Here is a 21901-nt window from a genome sequence, read left to right as displayed (position 1 = left end):
AGCTCGCTCCTACAGAGGGCGTGTTCACTTCGCGACAGCGTGGTGTCAGAAACACCGGGGCCACTCCTGCAGGGCCATCATCACCATTTGATCTATCCTTCTGCTCGTCCTCCCTCGCCATAACAATTCCAAAGGGCCGAGCTGATGAGTATTGCTGCATTCAAAATCGCCAATAAGCTGGTCACCGGCGCCGCTGCCATTGAACAATTGGCAGCCGAACTGAACCGACTGAATATCAACAAACCTCTGATTGTCACCGATGTGATTCTGGTCAAGAGCGGCACGGTCGACCTTGTGCTGGCGCAATTGGGCGGGCGGGCGTATGGGACCTTCGATCAGGTCAAACCCGAACCGGAAATCTCCATCGTCGAAGACTGCACCGAAGCTTATCGCCGAGGTGCTCATGACGGTTTAATTGGTCTGGGCGGCGGCAGCGCGATTGATATCGCCAAGGGCGTGGCTGCGTTTGTTGGCCATGACGGGCCGCTTGCGGACCTGTTTGGCGTGGATCAGGTCAAGCGTAAAGGTCCGCCGCTTATCGCGATCCCGACCACGGCGGGCACTGGATCCGAAGTCACCAACGTGGCGATCTTCTCCGATAAACAAGCACAACTGAAAAAGGGCATTGTCAGCGATTACTTGCTGCCGGACGTGGCGCTGGTCAGCCCGGTCATGACGCTGACTTGCCCCCGTAGCGTTACCGCCGCGAGTGGTGTGGACGCATTGGTGCATGCCATCGAGTCCTATCTGTCAGTCAATCGCTCGTTGATCACCGACTCGCTGGCGCTTGGGGCTATCAAGCTGATCGTCAAGGCGTTGCCCAAGGCTTACGCCAACCCTGCTGATCTGCTCGCTCGTGAACATATGGCGACTGCCAGCCTGATGGCCGGGATGGCGTTTGGTAATGCCGGAGTGGGCGCGGTGCATGCGTTGGCTTATCCGCTGGGAGGGCGCTTCAACATTGCCCATGGTGTCAGTAATGCGCTGTTGCTGCCGTATGTGATGGCCTGGAACAAAATGGCGTGTGTTGAGCGTTTTCGTGACATCGCCGAGGCCATGGGGTTGAAGGTTGCGCATCTCAGCGATGAGGATGCAGCCAACCATGCAGTGCAAGCCATGGCGGAGTTATGCGAAGCGGTAGACATCCCCAAAGGCATGCGCAGCTTCGGCGTGCCCGAAGACGCGATCCCGGCGATGGCGGAGGAGGCCAGCAAGATCGACCGCCTCATGCGCAACAACCCGCGCAAGCTGACGGCCGCAGATATCGAAAAAATCTACCGCGCGGCGTATTGAGGTCCTCTGAGCTGATGCACTTCTGTAGGAGCTGCCGAAGGCTGCGAATAGCGGTGCATCAGGCACACCGGCTTCGCAGCCGTCGGCAGCTCTTACAGGGGTTGGAGTTTTCCAGAAAGTCTTGGAGTACAATGCGCGCCACCGTGATTCTGCTCAAAAAGGTGCGTCATGCAGCCCTTCCTTATTGCTCCATCGATTCTTTCCGCCGATTTCGCCCGCCTGGGCCAGGAAGTCGACTCTGTGCTGGCCGCTGGCGCCGACATTGTTCACTTCGATGTGATGGACAACCACTACGTGCCGAACCTGACCATCGGTCCGATGGTGTGCGCGGCGTTGCGTAAATACGGCGTGACAGCACCGATTGATGTGCACTTGATGGTCAGCCCGGTGGATCGCATCATCGGCGACTTCATCGACGCCGGTGCCAGCTACATCACTTTCCACCCGGAAGCGACGCAGCACATTGATCGTTCGCTGCAATTGATCAAGGAAGGCGGTTGCAAGGCAGGCCTGGTGTTCAACCCGGCGACTCCGCTGAACCTGCTGGAGTACGTGATGGACAAGGTCGACATGATCCTGCTCATGAGCGTTAACCCTGGCTTTGGCGGTCAGAAATTCATTCCGGGTACGCTGAACAAACTGCGTGAAGCGCGTGCCTTGATTGATGCCTCGGGTCTGGACATCCGTCTGGAAATCGACGGCGGCGTGAACGTCAACAACATCCGCGAGATCGCGGTCGCCGGTGCTGACACTTTTGTCGCCGGTTCCGCCATCTTCAATACCCCGGACTACAAGCAAGTCATCGACAAGATGCGTGCAGAACTGGCGTTGTCTCGCGCATGAGCGGCTTCGAGCAACTGTTTCCAGGGCGACTGCCCAAGCTGATCATGTTTGATCTGGACGGCACACTGGTGGACTCGGTACCCGATCTGGCCGTTGCTGTGGACAAAATGCTGCTCGAACTGGGCCGTCCCGCGGCCGGATTGGCGCAGGTCCGGAACTGGATTGGCAACGGTGCGCCCGTTCTGGTACGCCGTGCTCTGGCCAATGATCTGGACCACAGCGGTGTCGATGATGCTGAGGCCGAGCAGGCGCTGGAAATCTTCATGAAGTTCTATGCCGAAAAGCATGAGTTCACGGCGGTCTACCCCGGTGTTCGCGAAACCCTGAAATGGTTGCAGAAGATGGGCGTCGAGATGGCGCTGATCACTAACAAGCCGGAGCGCTTTGTTGCGCCTCTGCTGGATGAGATGAAGCTGGGCCGCTTTTTCCGTCTGATCATTGGTGGCGACACCATGCCAACGAAGAAGCCTGATCCGGCGGCGCTGTTTTTTGTCATGAAAATGACCAATATTCCGGCCTCACAATCGCTGTTCGTCGGCGACTCACGCAGTGATGTGCAGGCCGCCAAGGCTGCTGGCGTGTCTTGCGTCGCCATGAGCTACGGCTACAACCATGGTCGACCGATTGAAGAAGAGTCCCCGGCGCTGGTCATTGATGACCTGCGGCGTCTGATTCCCGGTTGCCTGGATCTGGACGCTGGGATACTGTTGCCGGAAATCAAAGATCCTTCCTTTAGAGATTCCATCGTGGTGGTCACTCGCAAACTCTGGATGAAAGTCATCAAGGCCTTGGCCCGCTGGCGTTGGCGCGCCTGACTTGATTCCCGCTGGACACGACATCCGGCACCGTTTGCTTACCTGACTGCTAACCCTCACCCACGAGGCTGATGATGAATCGCGAAGAATTCCTGCGTTTGGCTGCTGCTGGCTACAACCGTATCCCGTTGGCCTACGAAACCCTGGCCGACTTTGACACGCCGCTGTCGATCTACCTCAAGCTTGCCGACCAACCGAACTCCTATCTGCTGGAGTCGGTGCAGGGCGGCGAGAAATGGGGCCGTTACTCGATCATCGGTTTGCCGTGCCGTACCGTTTTGCGCGTTCACGATCACGATGTTCGGGTCACTCACGACGGCGTCGAGATCGAGCATCTTGAGACCGAAGACCCGCTCGCATTCGTCGAAACTTTCAAGGCGCGTTACAACGTACCGACCATTCCTGGCCTGCCACGTTTCAACGGCGGGCTGGTGGGGTACTTCGGTTATGACTGTGTTCGCTATGTCGAGAAGCGTCTCGGCAAATGTCCGAATCCGGATCCGCTGGGCGTGCCTGACATCCTGCTGATGGTTTCGGATGCCGTCGTGGTGTTCGATAACCTCGCGGGCAAGATGCACGCTATCGTGCTGGTCGATCCGGCACAGCAGGACGCTTATGAAAGCGGTCTGGCGCGTCTGGATGAGCTGATGGAGAAACTGCGTCAGCCGATCACCCCGCGTCGTGGCCTGGACCTGACCCGGCCGCAAGCGGCTGATCCGGTGTTTCGCTCCAGCTTTACTCAGGACGACTACGAGCGGGCAGTTGATACCATCAAGGAGTACATCCTGGCGGGCGACGTCATGCAGGTGGTTCCGTCGCAGCGGATGTCCATCGATTTCAAAGCCGCGCCGATTGATCTGTACCGGGCGCTGCGCTGCTTTAACCCGACGCCTTACATGTACTTCTTCAATTTTGGCGACTTCCATGTCGTTGGCAGTTCGCCGGAAGTATTGGTTCGGGTTGAAGACAACCTGATTACCGTTCGCCCGATCGCCGGTACGCGTCCTCGCGGTGCCAATGAAGAAGCGGATGTGGCACTAGAAAAAGACCTGCTGTCGGATGACAAGGAAATCGCCGAGCACTTGATGCTGATCGATCTGGGGCGTAACGACACCGGTCGTGTTTCGGAAATCGGTTCTGTCCGACTCACGGAAAAAATGGTCATCGAGCGTTACTCGAACGTGATGCACATCGTGTCCAACGTCACTGGCCAACTGAAGAGCGGGCTGACCGCGATGGATGCTCTGCGGGCGATTCTGCCAGCAGGTACTTTGTCCGGTGCACCAAAGATCCGCGCCATGGAAATCATCGACGAGCTTGAGCCGGTCAAGCGTGGCGTCTACGGCGGCGCGGTGGGTTATCTGGCCTGGAACGGCAACATGGACACTGCGATTGCGATCCGTACCGCCGTGATCAAGAACGGCGAGCTGCACGTGCAGGCCGGTGGCGGCATCGTCGCTGACTCGGTGCCAGCACTGGAATGGGAAGAAACCCTGAACAAACGCCGGGCGATGTTCCGCGCTGTGGCGCTGGCTGAGCAGGAGCAGTAAGCATCCAATATGTTGGAGCGAGGCTTGCCCGCGAATGGTCCACCTCGTTTGCGCTGGCACACCACGTCATCGTTCTTCGCGGGCAAGCCTCGCTCCAACAGAATAAACCTCTAGAAATCCAGACTCACCGCCAGATTCACCCCTTGCTGCGTCACGTCATCATTCTTGCGCCAGTTGTAATTGGCCCGCAGGCTCAGGTCTTGGGTCAGTTTCTGGCTGATGCCAAGAGTGGCGCGGTTCAGGTCTCGCTGCGGCGTGTAGCCTTCAAGGGTGAAGTCATTGAACGGCAGGCTGTTCAAGGCAATGGTCACTTCCTGTTGATCAGTTTCAAACTCCCGCTCATGCGCTACTTCGGCGAACAGCTGAGTTGTGGGGGTGACCTGAAACTTGCCCTGCAAGCCAGCACCCAGACGCCGTGACTTGCGAGTCTGGTCATCAAAGGTCAGCGCCGTTGAGCGGCTGCCCTTCTCCGAGCAGCCGTTTACCTTCACATGCGCGTAATTGGCACTGATAAACGGTGACAAATGCCAACTGCTGCTGGCACCCGCAATATCAAACCCTAGCCGCGCACTGGCGCCCCAGACTTCGCCATCGGTATCGCCGTTCTCGTTGCCCTGGCTGACGCCCAGTGCGAACTTGCGTTCGGCATTGTCGTAATCCAGATAGCCACCCGATGCCGCGAGATCACCCCACCAGTGGTTGGCTTGATACTGAACAAATGCAGTTGCCAGATAGCTATTGAGTTTGTAATCCGAGTCCAGCTCTCCGGCCTCCAGCGTCTGCCGATAAGCGCCACCGACCATGCCGACTCGCCAGTGATCAGCGAGTCGATAACTGCCGCCGAGGGTCATGTTGTAGCCGTTGCCGTCAGCCTCTGCTGAGTTGCCTTGCGCATCAAAGTCCATTTTTTGCCCTCCCGCCGCAACAATGGCGCGCCAGTCGCCGACGCTTTGCCAGTTCCCCCAATCCGCCAGCCACTGGCCGCGCAGTTCATCCTGTTGCGCGCGTAATGTACCGCTGGCCATTTCTGGCAACAGGCTGATTTCCCAGGGCGCGGCCAGCAACGAGTAGGCGTAGTCGGCGATCAGCCGCTGGCCGGTGACGGTGGGGTGCACTCCATCGTTGAACAGTAATTTGCTCGGGTCCGGCGTAGCGCTGCTGATCCCGTAGGTGCTGTTCTCGTCGCAGTTGTCACCGTTGAAGCAAGTTCCCACCAGATTCTGATCCGCGGCGAGCCCAAAACGAGCCGGATCATCCAGAGTTTCCGAAACGAAGCGTGGAATATTCAGCGGAATTATCTGCGCATCGATCTGCGCCAGGCGGCTGATCAGTTGGGCGTTGAAGACGCCGCTCAGTATTGAAGTGACGGGTGCCAGAATGGTGCCGGACACGGCTGGCGTCTGACCGATGTCGGGCAACAGCCAGACCATGATGTATCGCGCGCCCGCTTGTTGCAGGACCTGGGCACTGTTGGCCAGGCGATCTGCGGCCTCTCGGGACTGCGACAGACTCAGCACACGGCCCTGCAGGAAATCATTGCCGCCTCCGGTCAAGTAGTACAGGGCGTCAGGGTCTGCCTGAAAGTTGTTAGCGATCAGGTAACCGGGTCGGCTGCGCAGAACCGCGCCGTCATCCGGATTGATGACGTTGGACTGCGAGGTAATCGCGTCATAAATCTGATCGGTACGATCTCCACCGACCGCCCAGTTGTTGCCGTCTGCCAAACCTGATGCGGCGTTCACTGGCGACGTAGAGGCTGCGAGGTCGGCCGGAGCAACATTAAGTTTCAGACCTAGCAAGGTCGATGAATTCAGGCCGAAAACCTCGCCGCTGCCGTCCTGATACGTTGGCCCGGTGCGGTTGGTGAAGCGTAGCGTCGATCCGATTGGGCCATCCGCATCGGGAAACTGCCCGGCATCGGCCAGGCTGTCACCGAACACCACCATGGTTGAATAAGGCCAAGAGGCTGCCCGGCTGTCAGGGCAGGCTGAAACCAGCAAGCAAGCGACAAGCGCCGCAAACCGTCGGGGTTTGAGCATGGTCAGGTTCCTTTTTGTTTTTTTAATGATTAAGGAAAAGTAGCTAGCTGAACCCTGCGCGCCCGGTTAAATGGTCATTAACCGCCCGGCGGTTGGCGTTATGGTTGATGTGTATCCGCGGCTTTACAGATTTGATTGTTTCGTGACTCGGAAAGTAGATTTTGATCGTATTGCACAGGTTATGTGATATTGCACGCCATCCCCCGGTACGCTAATGTGCCGGGACGTGGAAACGAGACCTCCCCTGTGTTGATCGTCAGCAAACTCTTGATGCGCGTTATCAAGGCTCACGCCCGCTGGCGTTGGCGCGCCTGACTTATTCTCTTCCGGCCTGTCCGGACCTCCTGATACGCCTTTAAAACTCCGCCCTGCCGCTTTTCCGGGTCAACCCCCGGTCGTTACACTAGCGGGCACTCAATCGGCAGCGATTTTGAAGGTTGAAAAAATAGTCAGTAATTCAATGGGTTTAAGCCAAATGCTGCTGATGATCGATAACTATGATTCCTTTACCTACAACGTTGTGCAGTACTTCGGTGAGCTGGGTGCCGACGTCAAGGTAATCCGCAACGACGAATTGACCGTCGCCGAGATCGAAGCCCTCAAGCCTGAGCGTATCGTCGTATCGCCCGGCCCTTGCACGCCGAATGAAGCAGGCGTCTCGCTCGAAGTGATCAAACACTTCGCGGGCAAACTGCCGATTCTCGGTGTATGCCTTGGGCATCAGTCAATTGGTCAGGCGTTCGGCGGTGACGTTGTGCGCGCCCGTCAGGTCATGCACGGCAAGACCAGCCCAGTGGTTCATGAAGATGATGGCGTGTTTGAAGGCCTCAACCATCCGCTGACCGTCACTCGCTACCATTCGCTGGTGGTCAAGCTTGATACCTTGCCGGACTGCCTGGAAGTAACGGCGTGGACTGCGCTTGAAGACGGCTCAGTAGACGAAATCATGGGTCTGCGCCACAAGACACTGAACGTCGAGGGGATTCAGTTCCACCCCGAGTCGATTCTGACCGAGCAGGGTCATGAGCTGTTCGCCAACTTCCTCAAGCAAACCGGCGGCACCCGTCAGGGTTAAGGATTCGTTTATGACTAAGCCAATGGACATCAAAACCGCGCTGGGGCGTGTTGTCGATAATCTGGATTTGAGCACTGCCGAGATGAGTGACGTTATGCGCGCCATCATGACCGGGCAGTGCACGGAAGCGCAGATTGGCGCTTTCATGATGGGCATGCGCATGAAGAGCGAAAGCATCGACGAAATCGTCGGTGCGGTCTCGGTCATGCGTGAGCTGGCTGACAAGGTTGAACTGAAAACACTGGACGGTGTGGTCGACGTCGTCGGTACCGGCGGTGATGGCGCAAATATTTTCAACGTGTCGACAGCTTCTTCTTTTGTAGTTGCCGCCGCCGGTTGTACCGTCGCCAAGCACGGCAATCGCGCAGTGTCGGGCAAGAGCGGCAGCGCCGACTTGCTGGAAGCTGCGGGCGTATATCTCAATCTTAGCCCGGTACAAGTAGCGCGCTGCATTGACAGCGTTGGCATTGGTTTCATGTTCGCCCAGGCTCACCATGGCGCAATGAAACACGCTGCTGGCCCGCGTCGCGATCTTGGCCTGCGGACGCTGTTCAACATGCTCGGCCCGCTTACGAATCCGGCCGGTGTCCGCCATCAGGTAGTAGGCGTATTCAGTCAGGCCTTGTGCCGCCCGCTGGCCGAAGTGTTGCTTCGGCTGGGCAGCAAGCATGTGTTGGTTGTGCATTCGCAGGATGGCCTGGATGAGTTCAGTCTGGCTGCACCGACGTTCGTGGCTGAACTAAAAAACGGCGAAGTCACCGAATATTGGGTGCAACCTGAAGACCTGGGCATGAAAAGCCAGAGCCTGTTTGGTTTGAGCGTGGACGGCCCTGAAGCTTCACTGGTGCTGATTCGCGATGCGTTGGGTCGTCGCAAAACGGAAAACGGGCAGAAAGCGGCTGAAATGATTGTGCTCAATGCGGGCGCAGCGCTCTATGCTGCTGATCATGCCTACACGCTCAAAGAGGGTGTTGAACTGGCTCACGACGCGCTTCACACCGGCCTTGCCCGGGAGAAGCTGGAGGAGTTGGGCGCCTTTACCGCAGTATTCAAGCAGGAGAATGAAGGATGAGCGTGCCCACTGTTCTGGAAAAAATTCTCGCCCGCAAGGCCGAGGAAGTGGCTGCTCGCCGCTCTGCAGTGAGTTTGGCTGAAGTCGAGAAGCTCGCCGCAGAAGCTGATCCGGTTCGCGGCTTTGCCAAAGCTCTGATTGAGCAAGCCAAAAGCAAGCAACCGGCCGTCATTGCCGAAATCAAAAAAGCATCTCCCAGCAAAGGTGTTATTCGCGAGAACTTCTTACCTGCTGATATCGCCAAGAGCTACGAGAAGGGTGGCGCGACCTGCCTCTCGGTGCTGACCGATATCGATTACTTTCAGGGGGCCGACGCTTATCTGCAGCAAGCCCGCGCCGCGTGCAAACTGCCGGTGATACGCAAGGACTTCATGATTGATCCTTATCAGATCATCGAAGCCCGAGCCCTGGGCGCAGATTGTGTGCTGCTGATTGTCTCTGCACTGGATGACGTGAAGATGGCCGAGTTGGCCTCGGTCGCGAAAAGCGTCGGGCTGGATGTGCTGGTTGAGGTTCACGACGGCGAAGAGCTGGAGCGTGCATTGAAAACCCTCGACACCCCACTGGTCGGCGTTAACAACCGCAATCTGCATACGTTCGAAGTGAGCCTGGAAACCACGCTCGATTTACTGCCGCGCATTCCTCGTGATCGATTGGTCATTACTGAAAGCGGCATTCTCAACCGTGCCGACGTGGAACTGATGGAAATCAGCGATGTGTACTCTTTCCTGGTAGGCGAAGCGTTCATGCGCGCTGAACACCCAGGTGATGAGTTGCAACGCTTGTTCTTCCCCGAGCGCGGCACGCCACCCCGTGGCTCCACCCTCGACTGATCAGCTGTTGAGTGCTGCTTCGACGGTCGTAACAGAGGATCAACATGTCTGATTCAGTCATTGATATCTGCGTCGAAGCGGGCCTCAAAGCCGAGCTGGATCTGCTCGCCTCTGTGTGTGCAGGTGATGCCGACTTCGCCTTGCTGCTGTGGCGCCCGAATGATCGAGCGCTGGTCATGCCGCGGCGTATGAGTCGCTTGCCCGGCTTTGTCGAAGCCAGCGAAACCCTTGCTGACAGTGGTTGGCCAATCCTGTTGCGTGAGACGGGGGGCGAACCGGTGCCGCAATCTTCGGCAACGGTGAATATCGCTCTGGTTTACGCTCAGCCCAAAAGCGACCTCGATCGTGACCGTATCGAAATTGCCTACCGACGTTTGTGTCAGCCGATTCTGGATGTCTTGAATGAATTGGGTGGCGCGGCTTCGTTAGGCGAAGTGGAAGGCGCGTTCTGTGATGGACGCTTCAACGTCAATCTTGATGGGCGCAAGATGGTGGGGACTGCTCAGCGCTGGCGTCAGAGTCAGGGTGGGTTGAGGCCGGTGGTATTGGTCCACGGTGCGCTGCTGGTCGACAACGAGCGACATGACATGGTCGCCGCCGTTAACCGTTTCAACGAAATCTGTGAAGTTGAGCAGCGGGTGCGCGCCGATAGCCATATCGCGTTGCGTGAGGCGTTTGCGGCTGAAGGGGTGTTGGAGCGGTTGGCGAGTGCTTACCAGATCGGCTTGTCCGGTTTGGGGCTTGGCCTCTATCGATAACCCCCGATAAGCGAGTGCTGTGGGAGCCGAGCTTGCTCGCGATAATGACACTGCGCATTGGAGTCATACCGCGTCATGGTTTATCGCAAGCAAGCTCTGCTCCCACAGTGGGTCGTCCTATAGCTACTGCGTTAGAACTCTCAACGCGTGCCAAACACCACCATTGTCTTGCCTTTGACATGAACCAGCTTCTGTTCTTCCAGAGCCTTCAGCACGCGGCCGACCATTTCCCTTGAACAACCGACAATGCGCCCGATCTCCTGGCGGGTGATCTTGATCTGCATGCCGTCAGGGTGAGTCATGGCGTCAGGCTGCTTGCACAAATCCAGCAATGTTCGCGCTACCCGACCGGTCACATCAAGGAAGGCCAGGTCGCGTACTTTGCGTGTTGTATTACGCAGGCGTTCGGCCATCTGCCCACCTAGTGCGTAAAGAATTTCCGGCTCTTGATGGGAGATTTCACGGAATTTGCTGTAGCTGATTTCAGCTATTTCGCATTCCGTCTTGGCTCGTACCCAGGCGCTGCGCTGATTTTCCTGTCCGGGCTTTTCGAACAGCCCCAACTCGCCGCAGAAATCTCCGGAGTTGAGGTAAGCCACGATCATTTCCCGACCTTCGTCGTCTTCAATCAAGACCGTGACCGATCCCTTGAGAATGTAGAGCAGGGACTCGGATTGATCACCGGCACAGATGATGTTCGACTTCGCCGAGTAGCGACGACGCTGAGCATGAGCCAAAAACTTTTCCAGGTGCTTGGTCTTGGATGACAGGGGAATAGCTAGCATTCTTGTGTCCTGAAAAAGTACTTCGCCTAGGGCATTGTTAGCGTTATCGGCAGCAGATTGCATTTAGCCAGCTTTTTAGCCCCTATTTGAATCCATTTCAGAAATTTCCTACAGGTTAGTCGTGAAATCGAATTTATCGCGCGGTCAGAGCGTGGCGAGCGCTGTGCTAAGCTGGCCGCCTTTTTACAGTGGAGACCCTGGCGATGAAGGCACGTATTCAATGGGCTGGTGAAGCCATGTTTCTCGGCGAATCCGGCAGTGGTCATGTGGTCGTGATGGATGGTCCACCCGAGAGCGGTGGTCGCAATCTGGGTGTCCGCCCGATGGAAATGGTCTTGATTGGCCTGGGCGGGTGCAGCAACTTCGACGTTGTCAGCATTCTGAAGAAGTCTCGTCAGCCGGTGGAAAGCTGCGAAGCGCTTCTGGAAGCCGAGCGCGCCACCGAAGATCCGAAGGTGTTCACCAAGATCCATCTGCATTTTGTGGTCAAGGGCCGAGGCTTGAAAGAGGCTCAGGTCAAACGTGCCATTGAGCTCTCGGCCGAGAAATATTGCTCTGCATCGATCATGCTCGGCAACGCTGGCGTCGAGATTACTCACGACTACGAAATCGTGGAATTGGGCTAACGACACCCAATTATCATAAAAGCGGCGCACACTCTGGCAGACAGCTCCTGACGTCTGCATAATGCGCCCCTTTTTCAGGGTGCAGGTTGCTCAGGTTGTTTGCGACCGCTCCCGAACAGACAACCAAAATCGCCAACGCGAAGAGGTGTTAACCGTCCTACGCAGCTGAGCGTTCCTCAACTGACGGGCATGCTTGATCACGTGGCCTGGGCCACACACATATAGAGAGTTTTTAACGGTGAAAAGCAAACTCAAGCTCCACGGGTTCAATAACCTGACAAAGACCTTGAGCTTCAACATCTATGACATCTGCTATGCGGAAACTCCGCAGGACCAGCAGGCCTACGTCGAGTACATCAACAGTGTGTACGACGCAGAACGCCTGACGCGGATTCTGACTGATGTCGTCGATATCATTGGCGCCAACATCCTCAACATCGCCCGCCAGGATTACGATCCTCAAGGCGCCAGCGTGACTATTCTGATTTCCGAGCAACCGGTAACACCTACCGAAAGCCAGATCGAAGAGTCGCCGGGCCCACTGCCGGAAACTATCCTGGCGCACCTCGACAAGAGCCACATCACCGTTCATACCTATCCGGAAATTCATCCGGTGGATGGCATCGCGACCTTCCGTGTGGACATTGACGTGTCAACCTGCGGGGTGATTTCACCGCTTAAAGCGCTGAACTACCTGATCCACAAGTTCGAATCGGACATCGTGACGGTCGACTATCGCGTGCGCGGCTTTACCCGTGACGTTGAAGGCAAGAAGCACTTCATCGACCACGAGATCAATTCGATTCAGAACTACCTCTCTGAAGACACGCGCGACAGCTACCAGATGACTGACGTGAACGTGTACCAGGAAAATCTGTTCCACACCAAAATGTTGCTCAAGAACTTCGAACTGGATAATTACCTGTTCGGTGATGCGACCAGCAACCTGTCCCCTGTACAACGCGATCAGGTGACCTCCAAGGTCAAGCACGAGATGCTGGAAATCTTTTACGGCCGTAACGTTAACGTCGCCGTCTGATTTTTACGCATAAAAAGAAAGGCGCCTGATAAAGGCGCCTTTTTTATGTCCGCGGTAAACCGTTTCAGATCCGGTAAGTGCTCTTGGTCATGACTTTGGCCAACACACTCATGCCAAATTTGACCGGAGTCGGGAAGCGGAAACCGCCTGCATCCAGTGCGCTCTGTGCGTGGTGTTCTTCGTCAGCCCGCATTTGTTCAAGGATTGCGCGAGACTTCTCGTCCTCGGCCGGTATTTGTTCCAGGTGCTCATTCAGATGTTTGCAGACCTGATCCTCAGTCGCCGCTACAAAGCCCAGGCTGACTTTATCGCTGATCAATCCCGCCGCTGCGCCGATACCGAATGACAGCCCATAGAACAGGGGATTGAGCACACTGGTATGGCTGCCCAACTGGTGAATGCGCTGCTCGCACCAGACCAGATGATCGATCTCTTCTTCAGCGGCATGTTCCATGGCTGCGCGTATGTTGGGCAGTTTGGCGGTCAGTGCCTGGCCTTGGTACAGCGCCTGGGCGCAGACTTCGCCGGTGTGATTGATGCGCATCAGGCCCGCGACGTGCCTTGTTTCTTCATCGCTCATCTTGACTTCAGGTTGAACGAGGGCAGGCGAGGGGCGTTGGGAGTATCCCTTGGACGGCAGAAGCGTGCGCATCGCAGCGTCGGCCTGCAAGAGAATACGGTCGATAGGGGAGTAGTGACGTTCGGTAGCCATGGGCACCTCCGGAAGAACCATGGGTGCCAGTCTACCCCAATCAGCCACGTGAGGTTTGAGCTGGATCAGCTGGCTAGGGCCCTGGCGGACTCCAGCCCTGCTGCAAGTGATTGAATATCTGGATTAACCCGGTGGCCAGTTCATTTGACGCTGACCCAGAACGTGCATGTGAATGTGATAGACGGTCTGCCCGCCTAGCTCGTTGCAGTTCATGACCACGCGAAACCCATCCTCGCAACCCAGTTCTTTAGCCAGGCGCTGGGCGGTGAACAGAATGTGACCGGCGAGGCCTTTATCTTCTTCCGTCAGGTCGTTAAGCGTACGGATAGGCTTTTTCGGAATGACCAGAAAGTGGACCGGTGCTTGTGGGGCGATGTCGTGGAACGCCAGCACTTGATCATCTTCATAGATAATTTTGGCCGGTATCTCGCGGTTAATGATCTTGGTGAACAAAGTATCCACAGCCAGTTGCTCCTTGTGGTGGATGGAACGTGCAGATGAATGGACCTAACCGAGTGTACTGAGGGGATTGGCCTGCGCCCAGTGTTGTCGGTTAGCGGGGGCAGACGGATTTATTGATCAGGCCAGCAATCGTGCGACTTGCCCAGCGCGAAACCAGTCGAGGGCTGAACGCAATCAACCGGTTGCGCCAGCCTGGGATGATCACAGCTTTATTCTTTGCCAGCGCCCTTACCGTATACAGGGCCACTTCCTCGGGACTCATCATTTTCTGATTGCCGCGTTGACCTACTTGAAGCAGGGCGGTGCGAAAAAAACCGGTACGCGTTGGGCCAGGGCACAGGACTGATACTTTGATCCCGTTTTTCTTGACCTCTTCGCGCAGCCCTTCCGAAAAGTGCAGCACGTAGGCCTTACTGGCGTAATAGGCGCTCATCCACGGGCCTGGGCTGAACGCAGCCACAGACGCAACGTTTAGAATCTGCCCGCCACCCTGCAGTGCCATCAAGTTGCCGACGGTATGGCACAGGCGTGTGAGGGCCAGAATGTTCAGGTCGATCAGATCCTGCTCCAGTCCCCAGTCCTGAGCCAGAAACGGGCCGGATGTACCGATCCCGGCGCAATTGACCAGCAGGTCGATCTGGTGCGCACCTTCCTCTTCCAGCTCCAGCAGAAAGCCCGAAAGGCGCAGGGGCTCGCCCAGATCGCAAGCGCGAATCAGTACCTCTACGCCGAAGCGCTGGGTCAGTTCAATGGCGATCGTCTCCAACTGGTCGCGCTGACGGGCGACCAGTAGCAGGCTCCGTCCTCTGCGTGCCAGGGCTTCGGCCATGGCCAGGCCAATTCCGCTAGTTGCCCCGGTGATCAAGGCGTAACGGGTCATGCGGTTCTCCGTTGAGCGTAGTGCGAGCCGCGACGTTTTGTTCGGGGCATAGGCAACAGACTATTGATCGTCATCAGGCAGTGACTGCTCATATTGAGTGGTGACGTCCGACAGTTCATTTTTCAGGGAGTGGATCCCGCCAGTTAACGCAGAAATGATGGATAGGCCAATGAAGAATATCCACATGCAGGCTAGCAGAATGACCCAGCGGTTATTCGGAGGCGGCGGCGGGCCATAGCGGTTAGCGATTTTATTGCCCGGAGCCAGGACCAGGAGCAGAGGCAGTACGAAACCTATGTAAGGCACCACGTACAGACACAGCAGCCAGGCCGACCATCCTGCGTCGTGCAGTCTTTGTGCACCTATCTGGAGGCCGACCAAAAAGAACGCTGCGCCGACTATCGCCAGCAACAGGCCGCCGCCGACCAGTGAGGCGCTCATGATCACTGAGCATATGCCGGCAGCAATAAAGCCTGTAACGACGAGCACGGATATCCATGCCAGATAGCGCACCCGACCTATCCGCCCCTGAAAGCTGAAGACCTTCAGGTCCGAATGCTCTGTCTCAGCATCGATAACACTCGCGCGGGGAGGCGCATATGGGGAAGCCGGTGGTGTCTGAGCAGAGTAGGGCGTCGTTGAGCTTTCTTCGACCTCCTCGATATTCAGGATGATGACGTGGTCATTTTCGATGCGTGCCTCGACACCTGCATCATTGAGCGCATTCAGGTAGATCTGAGCGTCAGCTTGAGACAGTCCGCGTTTGAGTGCGACGGGTTTGCCGTTGAACAGCTTATCCACCGCGGTGACTTCACTTTTGAACAATCGAGCAAGATTGAGCTTGGCAGTTTGCAACTCGACACCGTTGCGCAACTGCCCTTCGAACACAATCTTGAACAGCGGAGTGGACATGCTTGGCTTCCTTGTCGGACCAAAAGCGATATGAGCCGCCTGCTCAAGAGCAAGCGGCCACCTCATGAGTTAGAAAGGTTTGACGACCACCAGAATGACGATTGCGAGGAGGATCAAAACAGGGATTTCGTTGAACCAGCGATAAAACACGTGGCTGCGACCATTCTCACCGCGCGCGAAACGTTTGACCTGTGCGCCGCAGACATGGTGATAGCCGATCAGCAGAATGACCAGCGTGAGTTTCGCATGCATCCAGCCTTGGCTCATGTATCCCGGAACCAGAGCTACCAGCCAGATACCGAAAATCAGCGTTGCTATCATCGCCGGACCCATGATGCCCCGGTAAAGCTTGCGTTCCATGACACAGAAGCGCTCACGGCTGACGGTGTCCTCGCTCATGGAGTGGTAAACGAAAAGTCTTGGCAGGTAGAACAACGCTGCAAACCAACAGACCATTGAAACGATATGAAAAGCTTTGATCCATAAAAGCATTTTTAGTTATTCCCAGGTTCACGGTGTGCAAATAGTAGTGGCTTGAGCGTCCATACGTCACGTTGTCGGTTGTCGCAGACGCGTTAGGCCCATATTATCGACGGCTTTCCAGTTGGCACGTAGAGGGCAGGTTATGGTCAAGGTCGGTATCGTCGGCGGCACGGGTTACACCGGTGTCGAGTTGCTGCGTCTGCTGGCACAGCATCCGCAAGCTGAAGTGGTCGTTATTACTTCGCGATCCGAGGCAGGGCTGCCTGTTGCTGATATGTACCCTAATCTGCGCGGTCATTACGATGGCCTGGCTTTCAGCGTGCCTGACATTGCGACCCTCGGTGCATGTGATGTCGTGTTCTTTGCGACACCCCATGGCGTTGCGCACTCGCTTGCAGGCGAACTGCTGAACGCGGGTACGCGGGTCATCGACCTCTCTGCGGACTTCCGTCTACAGGACTCGGTAGAGTGGGCGAAGTGGTACGGCCAACCCCACGGTGCGCCGGAGTTGCTCAAGGATGCAGTTTATGGTTTGCCTGAAGTGAACCGTGAGCAAATCAAGCAGGCTCGCCTGATTGCTGTGCCGGGTTGCTACCCAACCGCTACTCAATTGGGTTTCCTGCCGTTGCTGGAAGCCGGTCTTGCCGACAACACGCGTTTGATTGCTGACTGTAAGTCCGGTGTCAGCGGTGCGGGTCGTGGCTTGAGCATTGGTTCGCTGTATTCCGAGGCCAACGAAAGCTTCAAGGCTTATGCGGTCAAAGGCCATCGTCACTTGCCTGAAATTACCCAAGGGCTGCGTCGCGCGGCTGGCGGCGATGTCGGTTTGACCTTCGTCCCGCACCTGACGCCAATGATCCGCGGTATTCACTCCACGCTGTACGCAACAGTCGTCGACAAATCGGTCGATCTGCAGGCGCTGTTCGAGAAGCGTTATGCCAACGAACCATTCGTGGATGTCATGCCAGCTGGCAGCCATCCGGAAACCCGCAGTGTGCGCGGTGCCAACGTATGCCGTATTGCCGTGCATCGTCCGCAAGGTGGTGATCTGGTGGTTGTGCTCTCGGTTATCGACAATCTGGTCAAGGGTGCGTCGGGTCAGGCGGTACAGAACATGAACATCATGTTTGGGCTGGACGAGAAGCTGGGCCTGTCCCATGCCGGGATGATGCCTTAGAAGCAGCTGTGGGTTTTAAGCTACAAGCTGCAAGATTGCCTAGCGATTCTTGCGGCTTGTGGCTTGTGGCTTGCCGCTTATCGCTGCACCTCTAATAGTTGACCAATTTTCTAGGAGAAGCGGATAATGCCGGTCATTACGCATTATGACGGCTTATCGCCGGGAGATATTTAACATGAGCGTCGAGTCCTTCACTCCAACGGCTTTGCAATTCACCCATGGTGCTGCGCACAAAGTGAAGACCCTGGTCGATGAAGAGGGTAACGATCGCCTGAAGCTGCGTGTGTTTGTGACTGGCGGCGGTTGTTCAGGTTTTCAGTACGGTTTTACTTTCGATGAAGACGTGGCCGACGATGACACCATCGTTGAGCGCGAAGGCGTGAGCCTGGTGGTCGATCCAATGAGCTTCCAGTACCTTGCGGGCGCAGAAGTTGATTACCAGGAAGGCCTTGAGGGTTCTCGTTTTGTGATCAAGAACCCTAACGCGTCTACTACTTGCGGTTGCGGTTCTTCATTTTCCATCTGATTGTTCCGCACATAAAAACGCCGCGCATTTGCGCGGCGTTTTTGTTTGTCTGGAATCAGGCCGGGTAGATGGCGCCCAGTACTCGCAGACCTTGTGCGCCCGTCACGGTTGGGCGATTTGCGGGGACGCCTTCCAGGCAGCAATGCGCCAGCCAGGCAAAGGCCATCGCTTCAACCCAGTCAGGATCAACGCCGAATGCTGCTGTGCTGCTGACCTTTGTATTGGGCAGCAACTCGGCAAGGCGATTGGTCAGGGCAACGTTATGTGCCCCGCCGCCACAGATGAGCAGCTCTTTGGTTTCGGATTGGGCTGATTGCAACGACTCGGTAATCGCGAGAGCAGTCAACTCCATGAGGGTTGCTTGCACGTTTTCAGCTGACAGTGTCGGCAGTTGGAAAAGATGGTGGTGCAGCCAGCCTAGGTTGAACACTTCACGGCCCGTACTCTTCGGGCCCTTGGTCAGGAAAAACGGGTCGCTGAGTAATGCTGACAGGAGTGCAGGGTCAACTTTGCCGCTTGCGCCCCAGGCGCCGTCACGGTCAAAGCTTTCGCCTCGCTGGGATTGAATCCATGCGTCCAGCAAGACGTTGCCAGGACCGCAATCGAAACCGGTCACCGGGCTATCCAGTTCGATCAGGCTCAGGTTGCTGAAGCCACCGATGTTGAGCACCGCACGACGGTCTTTATTGTCGTCGAACAGTGCCTCGTGAAACGCAGGAACCAGTGGGGCGCCTTGGCCGCCTGCAGCAATGTCGCGACGACGGAAGTCGCTGACTACGGTGATCTCTGTCAGCTCGGCGAGCAGAGCCGGATTGCCGATCTGAATGCTAAAGCCGCGAGCGGGTTCATGGCGAATGGTCTGACCATGGCTGCCAATAGCGCGAATCTGGCCAGCAACCATGCCCTGTTGAGTCAAAAGCGTCAGCACGCCTTCAGCTGCCAGACGAACCCACTTCTGTTCAGCGATCGCTGCACGAGCCAGCTCGTCGGGTCCGCTGGAGCAAAGCCCTAACAGCTCTGCCCGCAGATCTTCCGGCATTGGGATGTAGTGGGTTGCCAGCAATCTTGGCCGGTCATCCTGCTCAACGAGGGCAATATCGATCCCATCGAGACTGCTGCCGGACATCACACCTATATAAAAGAAGGCCATGGCTTATCGTTTGCTCGAGGCCAGCATGGTGGCCTTTTCCTGATCCATGCGAGCCATCAGTGGCTGGCTCTGTTGCATGAACCGCTGTTTTTCGGATTTGGCGATAGGGTCCGCCATCGGCAATTTACGACCCAGCGGGTCGACGTGCACGCCATTGACCTGGAACTCATAGTGCAAGTGCGGCCCTGTCGACAGCCCAGTGGTACCAATATAGCCGATGACCTGACCTTGTTTGACCGTACCGCCAGTCTGGATACCTTTCGCGAAGCCCTGCATGTGACCGTACAGCGTGCGGTAAGTCTCGCCGTGCTGGATGATCACGGTGTTGCCGTATCCGCCACGACGGCCAGCGAGTAGCACCTTGCCGTCACCGGTAGCCTTGATAGGTGTGCCCCGAGGTGCTGCGTAATCGACGCCCTTGTGCGCGCGAATCTTGTTCAGAATCGGGTGCTTGCGGCCCATGGAGAACATTGAGCTGATGCGGGCGAAGTCCACGGGCGTGCGGATGAACGCCTTGCGCATGCTGTTCCCGTCGGCCGTGTAGTAATTGGTGTTGCCTTGTTTGTTCGTGTAGCGAATAGCGGAGTAGGACTTGCCCTGATTAGTGAAACGGGCAGAAAGGATATTGCCGGTACCTACGGTCTTTCCGTTGATGACCTTCTGCTCATAGATAACGTCGAATTCGTCACCTTTGCGGATGTCTTGAGCGAAGTCGATGTCGTAGCCAAAGATGTTGGCCATATCCATGGTCATGCTGTGCGACAGGCCCGCGCGCTGGGCAGACTGCGACAAGGAGTTAGTAATCACGCCGTGTATATAGGCTGTGCGCACGTCAGGCTTGCTGATTTCGCGATTGAACGTGTAGCCGCTGTCTGTTTTGGAAAGGCTGATAGTTTCGAGCTGACTCAGCTTGGTGTGCAGCTGCTTGAGCTGGCCTTCAGGCGTCAGTTCAAATTGCAAAACCTGGCCGTTCTGCAATCGGCTGAACTGCTTGGCTTCTTTATTACTGGCCATGACTTCGTGCACGGTCGCAGCCGGTAGGCCCACTTTTTCAAACAAAGTGGACAGGGTGTCACCTTTTGCAACGGTGACCTCGCGATGATTCGGGTCTTTGCTTGCCACTGCTGGAGCTGCAGCGTTTTCGGTGGTAGCAGCGTTGCTTTGAGTCTCGTCGTCGCCGTTGTCTATCTGTGCAAACGGAGAATCTGTTGCCGATTGTGTGGCTTCGGTCGCTTCCAGAGCGTCTTGGTTAGGTGCGCTTTGATCAGCAGGCGCTTCCATATCCAGATTCAAGACGGTTTTTTTGGCTTCAACTTCGCTTGAGGGAAACACCAGGAGCGCCAAGCTTAACAGGGCGGCAATGCCGCTGGCTGCGAGCAGATGGGTCTTGGGATAAAGCGGTGGCGCTTTAGGCGGCGTGTCTATCATAGGTAATTTGACTTTGAAAAAAGATGAATTGGAAAAGATGAATGACATGATGAAGATGAAATAACTGTATAAAATATAACCAAAACCTGTGCGAAGCAACCCTGCGGATGAATCGGCTTTCGATTCGTCCCGTGGTGCTGGGCAAAACTTGTAATTGGGCGCTGATCTTGTATGGTTGGCCCCTTTTGAAAATGGCTATTAATAGGGGACGGGTATGAGGTCGGTTGAAGAGCAGCTAGCGCTGATCAAGCGTGGGGCGGATGAGCTTTTGGTTGAGGCCGAGCTTGTTGCCAAGCTCAAGCGTGGCCAGCCACTGCGTATTAAAGCCGGGTTCGATCCTACGGCGCCTGACCTTCACCTGGGTCACACCGTGCTTATTAATAAGCTGCGTCAATTTCAAGAGCTCGGTCATCACGTCATATTCCTGATCGGCGACTTCACCGGCATGATCGGTGATCCGAGCGGCAAGAGTGCTACGCGTCCTCCGTTGACCCGTGAGCAGGTTCTCGACTACGCCGAAACCTACAAGTCTCAGGTATTCAAGATTCTCGATCCTGCCAAGACCGAGGTCGCATTCAATTCCACCTGGATGGACAAGCTGAGCCCAGCTGACTTCATTCGCCTGTCATCGCAGTACACCGTGGCGCGAATGCTGGAGCGGGACGATTTCGACAAGCGCTATAAAAGCAGTCAGCCAATCGCTATCCATGAGTTCCTTTATCCGCTGGTGCAGGGTTATGACTCTGTTGCCTTGCGTTCAGATGTCGAGCTGGGCGGTACTGATCAGAAATTCAATCTTCTGATGGGGCGTGAGCTGCAGCGAGCCTATGGGCAGGAAGCTCAATGCATTCTCACCATGCCTTTGCTGGAAGGGTTGGATGGTGTGAAGAAGATGTCCAAGTCGCTGGGCAACTATGTAGGTATCCAGGAAGCACCCGGCATCATGTATAGCAAGCTGGTTTCGATTCCGGATGCATTGATGTGGCGCTACTTCGAGCTATTGAGCTTCCGGTCCATGGAAGAGATCAATGGCTTTAAGGCGGATTGTGAGAAGGGTGCGAACCCGCGTGACATCAAGATCAAGCTGGCTGAAGAGATTGTCGCGCGTTTCCACGGTGAGGAGGCTGCGGCGAATGCCCATCGTTCGGCGGGTAACCGCATGAAAGATGGTGAGCTGCCGGACGATCTTCCGGAGATTTCTGTAAGTGCCCCTGAAGATATGCCGATCTCAGCCGTCCTTAATAAGGCAGGCCTTGTTAAGAACTCTGCGGTTGCCAGGGATCTGCTTGCTTCTGGTGGTGTGCGTATAGATGGTGAAGTTGTTGATCGCTCGTTCGTCTTTAAGGTAGGAGCGACTCATGTTTGCCAGGCGGGCAAGAAGGCATTCGGGCGTATTACGCTGGTTTTGGAATAAACCTGAAATTAGGGGTTGACGGCCTCTCG

Annotated in this window: 22 protein-coding genes; 13 read left to right on the top strand and 9 right to left on the bottom strand. The window is 56.2% G+C overall.

Annotated elements, in window-relative coordinates; genetic code table 11:
• The first annotated feature begins 144 nt into the window (after nucleotides 1-144).
• The 4 genes from AUC61_RS02750 to trpE all read left to right on the top strand — a co-directional run bounded on the left by AUC61_RS02750 (nucleotide 145) and on the right by trpE (nucleotide 4501).
• Nucleotides 145-1293, top strand: a complete 1149-nt coding sequence (locus tag AUC61_RS02750) for an iron-containing alcohol dehydrogenase (RefSeq protein ID WP_243244361.1) — start codon at nucleotides 145-147, stop codon at nucleotides 1291-1293.
• 168 nt (nucleotides 1294-1461) lie between these two features.
• Nucleotides 1462-2136 carry a ribulose-phosphate 3-epimerase gene (rpe, locus tag AUC61_RS02745; RefSeq protein WP_243244360.1) on the top strand — a complete coding sequence of 225 codons (675 nt, stop codon included), beginning with the start codon at nucleotides 1462-1464 and terminating at the stop codon, nucleotides 2134-2136.
• Nucleotides 2133-2951 (top strand): phosphoglycolate phosphatase, encoded by an 819-nt coding sequence (locus tag AUC61_RS02740; protein WP_122666895.1) that lies wholly within the window; start codon nucleotides 2133-2135, stop codon nucleotides 2949-2951. The genes rpe and AUC61_RS02740 overlap by 4 nt, the downstream gene beginning before the upstream one ends.
• 74 nt (nucleotides 2952-3025) lie before the next feature.
• Nucleotides 3026-4501, top strand: coding sequence for an anthranilate synthase component I (gene trpE, locus AUC61_RS02735; RefSeq protein WP_243244359.1), 1476 nt, complete (start codon nucleotides 3026-3028; stop codon nucleotides 4499-4501).
• A 110-nt stretch (nucleotides 4502-4611) separates the two neighbouring features.
• Here the strand turns inward: trpE and estP are convergent, their stop codons facing one another.
• Nucleotides 4612-6540: an esterase EstP gene (gene estP, locus AUC61_RS02730; protein WP_279290892.1), complete on the bottom strand. Its 1929-nt coding sequence runs from the start codon at nucleotides 6538-6540 to the stop codon at nucleotides 4612-4614.
• A gap of 475 nt (nucleotides 6541-7015) precedes the next feature.
• On the opposite strand from estP, the gene AUC61_RS02725 reads away from it, so the two are divergent.
• Genes AUC61_RS02725 through AUC61_RS02710 form a run of 4 tightly spaced genes read left to right on the top strand, consistent with a single transcriptional unit; the run spans nucleotide 7016 to nucleotide 10278 of the window.
• Nucleotides 7016-7615: an aminodeoxychorismate/anthranilate synthase component II gene (locus AUC61_RS02725; protein ID WP_243244358.1), complete on the top strand. Its 600-nt coding sequence runs from the start codon at nucleotides 7016-7018 to the stop codon at nucleotides 7613-7615.
• A gap of 22 nt (nucleotides 7616-7637) precedes the next feature.
• Nucleotides 7638-8687: an anthranilate phosphoribosyltransferase gene (trpD, locus tag AUC61_RS02720; RefSeq protein ID WP_243244777.1), complete on the top strand. Its 1050-nt coding sequence runs from the start codon at nucleotides 7638-7640 to the stop codon at nucleotides 8685-8687.
• Nucleotides 8684-9520: an indole-3-glycerol phosphate synthase TrpC gene (gene trpC / locus AUC61_RS02715; RefSeq protein WP_243244357.1), complete on the top strand. Its 837-nt coding sequence runs from the start codon at nucleotides 8684-8686 to the stop codon at nucleotides 9518-9520. The genes trpD and trpC overlap by 4 nt, the downstream gene beginning before the upstream one ends.
• Before the next feature lie 44 nt (nucleotides 9521-9564).
• Complete coding sequence (locus tag AUC61_RS02710) at nucleotides 9565-10278, top strand: lipoate--protein ligase family protein (protein ID WP_243244356.1); 714 nt, start codon at nucleotides 9565-9567, stop codon at nucleotides 10276-10278.
• Nucleotides 10279-10418: 140 nt separating this feature from the next.
• On the opposite strand, the gene crp is transcribed toward AUC61_RS02710, so the two are convergent.
• On the bottom strand, nucleotides 10419-11063 hold the full coding sequence (gene crp, locus AUC61_RS02705; protein ID WP_243244355.1) for a cAMP-activated global transcriptional regulator CRP: 645 nt from the start codon (nucleotides 11061-11063) through the stop codon (nucleotides 10419-10421).
• Between the two features lie 203 nt (nucleotides 11064-11266).
• On the opposite strand from crp, the gene AUC61_RS02700 reads away from it, so the two are divergent.
• Together AUC61_RS02700 and speD are read left to right on the top strand one after the other, a co-directional pair.
• Nucleotides 11267-11689, top strand: coding sequence for an OsmC family protein (locus AUC61_RS02700; RefSeq protein WP_243244354.1), 423 nt, complete (start codon nucleotides 11267-11269; stop codon nucleotides 11687-11689).
• A 238-nt stretch (nucleotides 11690-11927) separates the two neighbouring features.
• Complete coding sequence (gene speD, locus AUC61_RS02695) at nucleotides 11928-12728, top strand: adenosylmethionine decarboxylase (RefSeq protein ID WP_087268748.1); 801 nt, start codon at nucleotides 11928-11930, stop codon at nucleotides 12726-12728.
• A gap of 64 nt (nucleotides 12729-12792) precedes the next feature.
• Here speD and coq7 read toward each other — a convergent pair whose 3' ends face one another.
• The 5 genes from coq7 to hemJ all read right to left on the bottom strand — a co-directional run bounded on the left by coq7 (nucleotide 12793) and on the right by hemJ (nucleotide 16186).
• Nucleotides 12793-13440 (bottom strand): 2-polyprenyl-3-methyl-6-methoxy-1,4-benzoquinone monooxygenase, encoded by a 648-nt coding sequence (gene coq7 / locus AUC61_RS02690; protein WP_122666887.1) that lies wholly within the window; start codon nucleotides 13438-13440, stop codon nucleotides 12793-12795.
• Between the two features lie 123 nt (nucleotides 13441-13563).
• Nucleotides 13564-13902, bottom strand: a complete 339-nt coding sequence (locus tag AUC61_RS02685) for a histidine triad nucleotide-binding protein (protein ID WP_027900662.1) — start codon at nucleotides 13900-13902, stop codon at nucleotides 13564-13566.
• Nucleotides 13903-13993: 91 nt separating this feature from the next.
• Nucleotides 13994-14782, bottom strand: coding sequence for an SDR family NAD(P)-dependent oxidoreductase (locus AUC61_RS02680; RefSeq protein ID WP_243244353.1), 789 nt, complete (start codon nucleotides 14780-14782; stop codon nucleotides 13994-13996).
• 60 nt (nucleotides 14783-14842) lie between these two features.
• Nucleotides 14843-15694 (bottom strand): DUF805 domain-containing protein, encoded by an 852-nt coding sequence (locus tag AUC61_RS02675; protein WP_243244352.1) that lies wholly within the window; start codon nucleotides 15692-15694, stop codon nucleotides 14843-14845.
• Between the two features lie 69 nt (nucleotides 15695-15763).
• Nucleotides 15764-16186, bottom strand: a complete 423-nt coding sequence (gene hemJ / locus AUC61_RS02670; protein ID WP_243244351.1) for a protoporphyrinogen oxidase HemJ — start codon at nucleotides 16184-16186, stop codon at nucleotides 15764-15766.
• 133 nt (nucleotides 16187-16319) lie between these two features.
• Here hemJ and argC point away from each other — a divergent pair, with 133 nt between their 5' ends.
• A complete protein-coding gene (gene argC / locus AUC61_RS02665) occupies nucleotides 16320-17354 on the top strand; it encodes an N-acetyl-gamma-glutamyl-phosphate reductase (RefSeq protein ID WP_095101166.1) in 1035 nt (344 codons plus the stop codon).
• A 175-nt stretch (nucleotides 17355-17529) separates the two neighbouring features.
• Entirely contained in the window at nucleotides 17530-17880 is a 351-nt protein-coding gene (gene erpA, locus AUC61_RS02660) for an iron-sulfur cluster insertion protein ErpA (RefSeq protein ID WP_027900658.1), read from the top strand.
• A 55-nt stretch (nucleotides 17881-17935) separates the two neighbouring features.
• Here erpA and AUC61_RS02655 read toward each other — a convergent pair whose 3' ends face one another.
• Together AUC61_RS02655 and AUC61_RS02650 are read right to left on the bottom strand one after the other, a co-directional pair.
• Nucleotides 17936-19030, bottom strand: a complete 1095-nt coding sequence (locus tag AUC61_RS02655) for an anhydro-N-acetylmuramic acid kinase (protein WP_243244350.1) — start codon at nucleotides 19028-19030, stop codon at nucleotides 17936-17938.
• Nucleotides 19031-19033: 3 nt separating this feature from the next.
• The gene (locus tag AUC61_RS02650) at nucleotides 19034-20458 is read right to left on the bottom strand and encodes a peptidoglycan DD-metalloendopeptidase family protein (RefSeq protein WP_243244349.1); all 1425 of its coding nucleotides are present in this window, start codon (nucleotides 20456-20458) and stop codon (nucleotides 19034-19036) included.
• Nucleotides 20459-20672: 214 nt separating this feature from the next.
• On the opposite strand from AUC61_RS02650, the gene tyrS reads away from it, so the two are divergent.
• Nucleotides 20673-21872, top strand: coding sequence for a tyrosine--tRNA ligase (gene tyrS, locus AUC61_RS02645; RefSeq protein ID WP_243244348.1), 1200 nt, complete (start codon nucleotides 20673-20675; stop codon nucleotides 21870-21872).
• Nucleotides 21873-21901 lie beyond the last annotated feature (29 nt).

It is taken from the genome of Pseudomonas maioricensis (genome assembly GCF_022790535.1).
In the GTDB taxonomy this organism is placed as follows: Bacteria; Pseudomonadota; Gammaproteobacteria; order Pseudomonadales; family Pseudomonadaceae; genus Aquipseudomonas; species Aquipseudomonas maioricensis.
Note: the sequence above shows the minus strand (reverse complement) of the source record. Positions and strands in the feature narration are given on the sequence as shown.

What these genes read in the sequence shown, in the direction of transcription:
- crp (WP_243244355.1), bottom strand. Translation starts at nt 11,063, where the DNA reads ATGCTAGCTATTCCCCTGTCATCCAAGACCAAGCACCTGGAAAAGTTT.
- hemJ (WP_243244351.1), bottom strand. Translation starts at nt 16,186, where the DNA reads ATGCTTTTATGGATCAAAGCTTTTCATATCGTTTCAATGGTCTGTTGG.
- AUC61_RS02680 (WP_243244353.1), bottom strand. Translation starts at nt 14,782, where the DNA reads ATGACCCGTTACGCCTTGATCACCGGGGCAACTAGCGGAATTGGCCTG.
- AUC61_RS02725 (WP_243244358.1), top strand. Translation starts at nt 7,016, where the DNA reads ATGCTGCTGATGATCGATAACTATGATTCCTTTACCTACAACGTTGTG.
- argC (WP_095101166.1), top strand. Translation starts at nt 16,320, where the DNA reads ATGGTCAAGGTCGGTATCGTCGGCGGCACGGGTTACACCGGTGTCGAG.
- trpD (WP_243244777.1), top strand. Translation starts at nt 7,638, where the DNA reads ATGGACATCAAAACCGCGCTGGGGCGTGTTGTCGATAATCTGGATTTG.
- AUC61_RS02710 (WP_243244356.1), top strand. Translation starts at nt 9,565, where the DNA reads ATGTCTGATTCAGTCATTGATATCTGCGTCGAAGCGGGCCTCAAAGCC.
- trpE (WP_243244359.1), top strand. Translation starts at nt 3,026, where the DNA reads ATGAATCGCGAAGAATTCCTGCGTTTGGCTGCTGCTGGCTACAACCGT.
- AUC61_RS02700 (WP_243244354.1), top strand. Translation starts at nt 11,267, where the DNA reads ATGAAGGCACGTATTCAATGGGCTGGTGAAGCCATGTTTCTCGGCGAA.
- AUC61_RS02750 (WP_243244361.1), top strand. Translation starts at nt 145, where the DNA reads ATGAGTATTGCTGCATTCAAAATCGCCAATAAGCTGGTCACCGGCGCC.
- AUC61_RS02655 (WP_243244350.1), bottom strand. Translation starts at nt 19,030, where the DNA reads ATGGCCTTCTTTTATATAGGTGTGATGTCCGGCAGCAGTCTCGATGGG.
- estP (WP_279290892.1), bottom strand. Translation starts at nt 6,540, where the DNA reads ATGCTCAAACCCCGACGGTTTGCGGCGCTTGTCGCTTGCTTGCTGGTT.
- AUC61_RS02740 (WP_122666895.1), top strand. Translation starts at nt 2,133, where the DNA reads ATGAGCGGCTTCGAGCAACTGTTTCCAGGGCGACTGCCCAAGCTGATC.
- rpe (WP_243244360.1), top strand. Translation starts at nt 1,462, where the DNA reads ATGCAGCCCTTCCTTATTGCTCCATCGATTCTTTCCGCCGATTTCGCC.
- erpA (WP_027900658.1), top strand. Translation starts at nt 17,530, where the DNA reads ATGAGCGTCGAGTCCTTCACTCCAACGGCTTTGCAATTCACCCATGGT.
- AUC61_RS02650 (WP_243244349.1), bottom strand. Translation starts at nt 20,458, where the DNA reads ATGATAGACACGCCGCCTAAAGCGCCACCGCTTTATCCCAAGACCCAT.
- AUC61_RS02675 (WP_243244352.1), bottom strand. Translation starts at nt 15,694, where the DNA reads ATGTCCACTCCGCTGTTCAAGATTGTGTTCGAAGGGCAGTTGCGCAAC.
- tyrS (WP_243244348.1), top strand. Translation starts at nt 20,673, where the DNA reads ATGAGGTCGGTTGAAGAGCAGCTAGCGCTGATCAAGCGTGGGGCGGAT.
- coq7 (WP_122666887.1), bottom strand. Translation starts at nt 13,440, where the DNA reads ATGGCTACCGAACGTCACTACTCCCCTATCGACCGTATTCTCTTGCAG.
- trpC (WP_243244357.1), top strand. Translation starts at nt 8,684, where the DNA reads ATGAGCGTGCCCACTGTTCTGGAAAAAATTCTCGCCCGCAAGGCCGAG.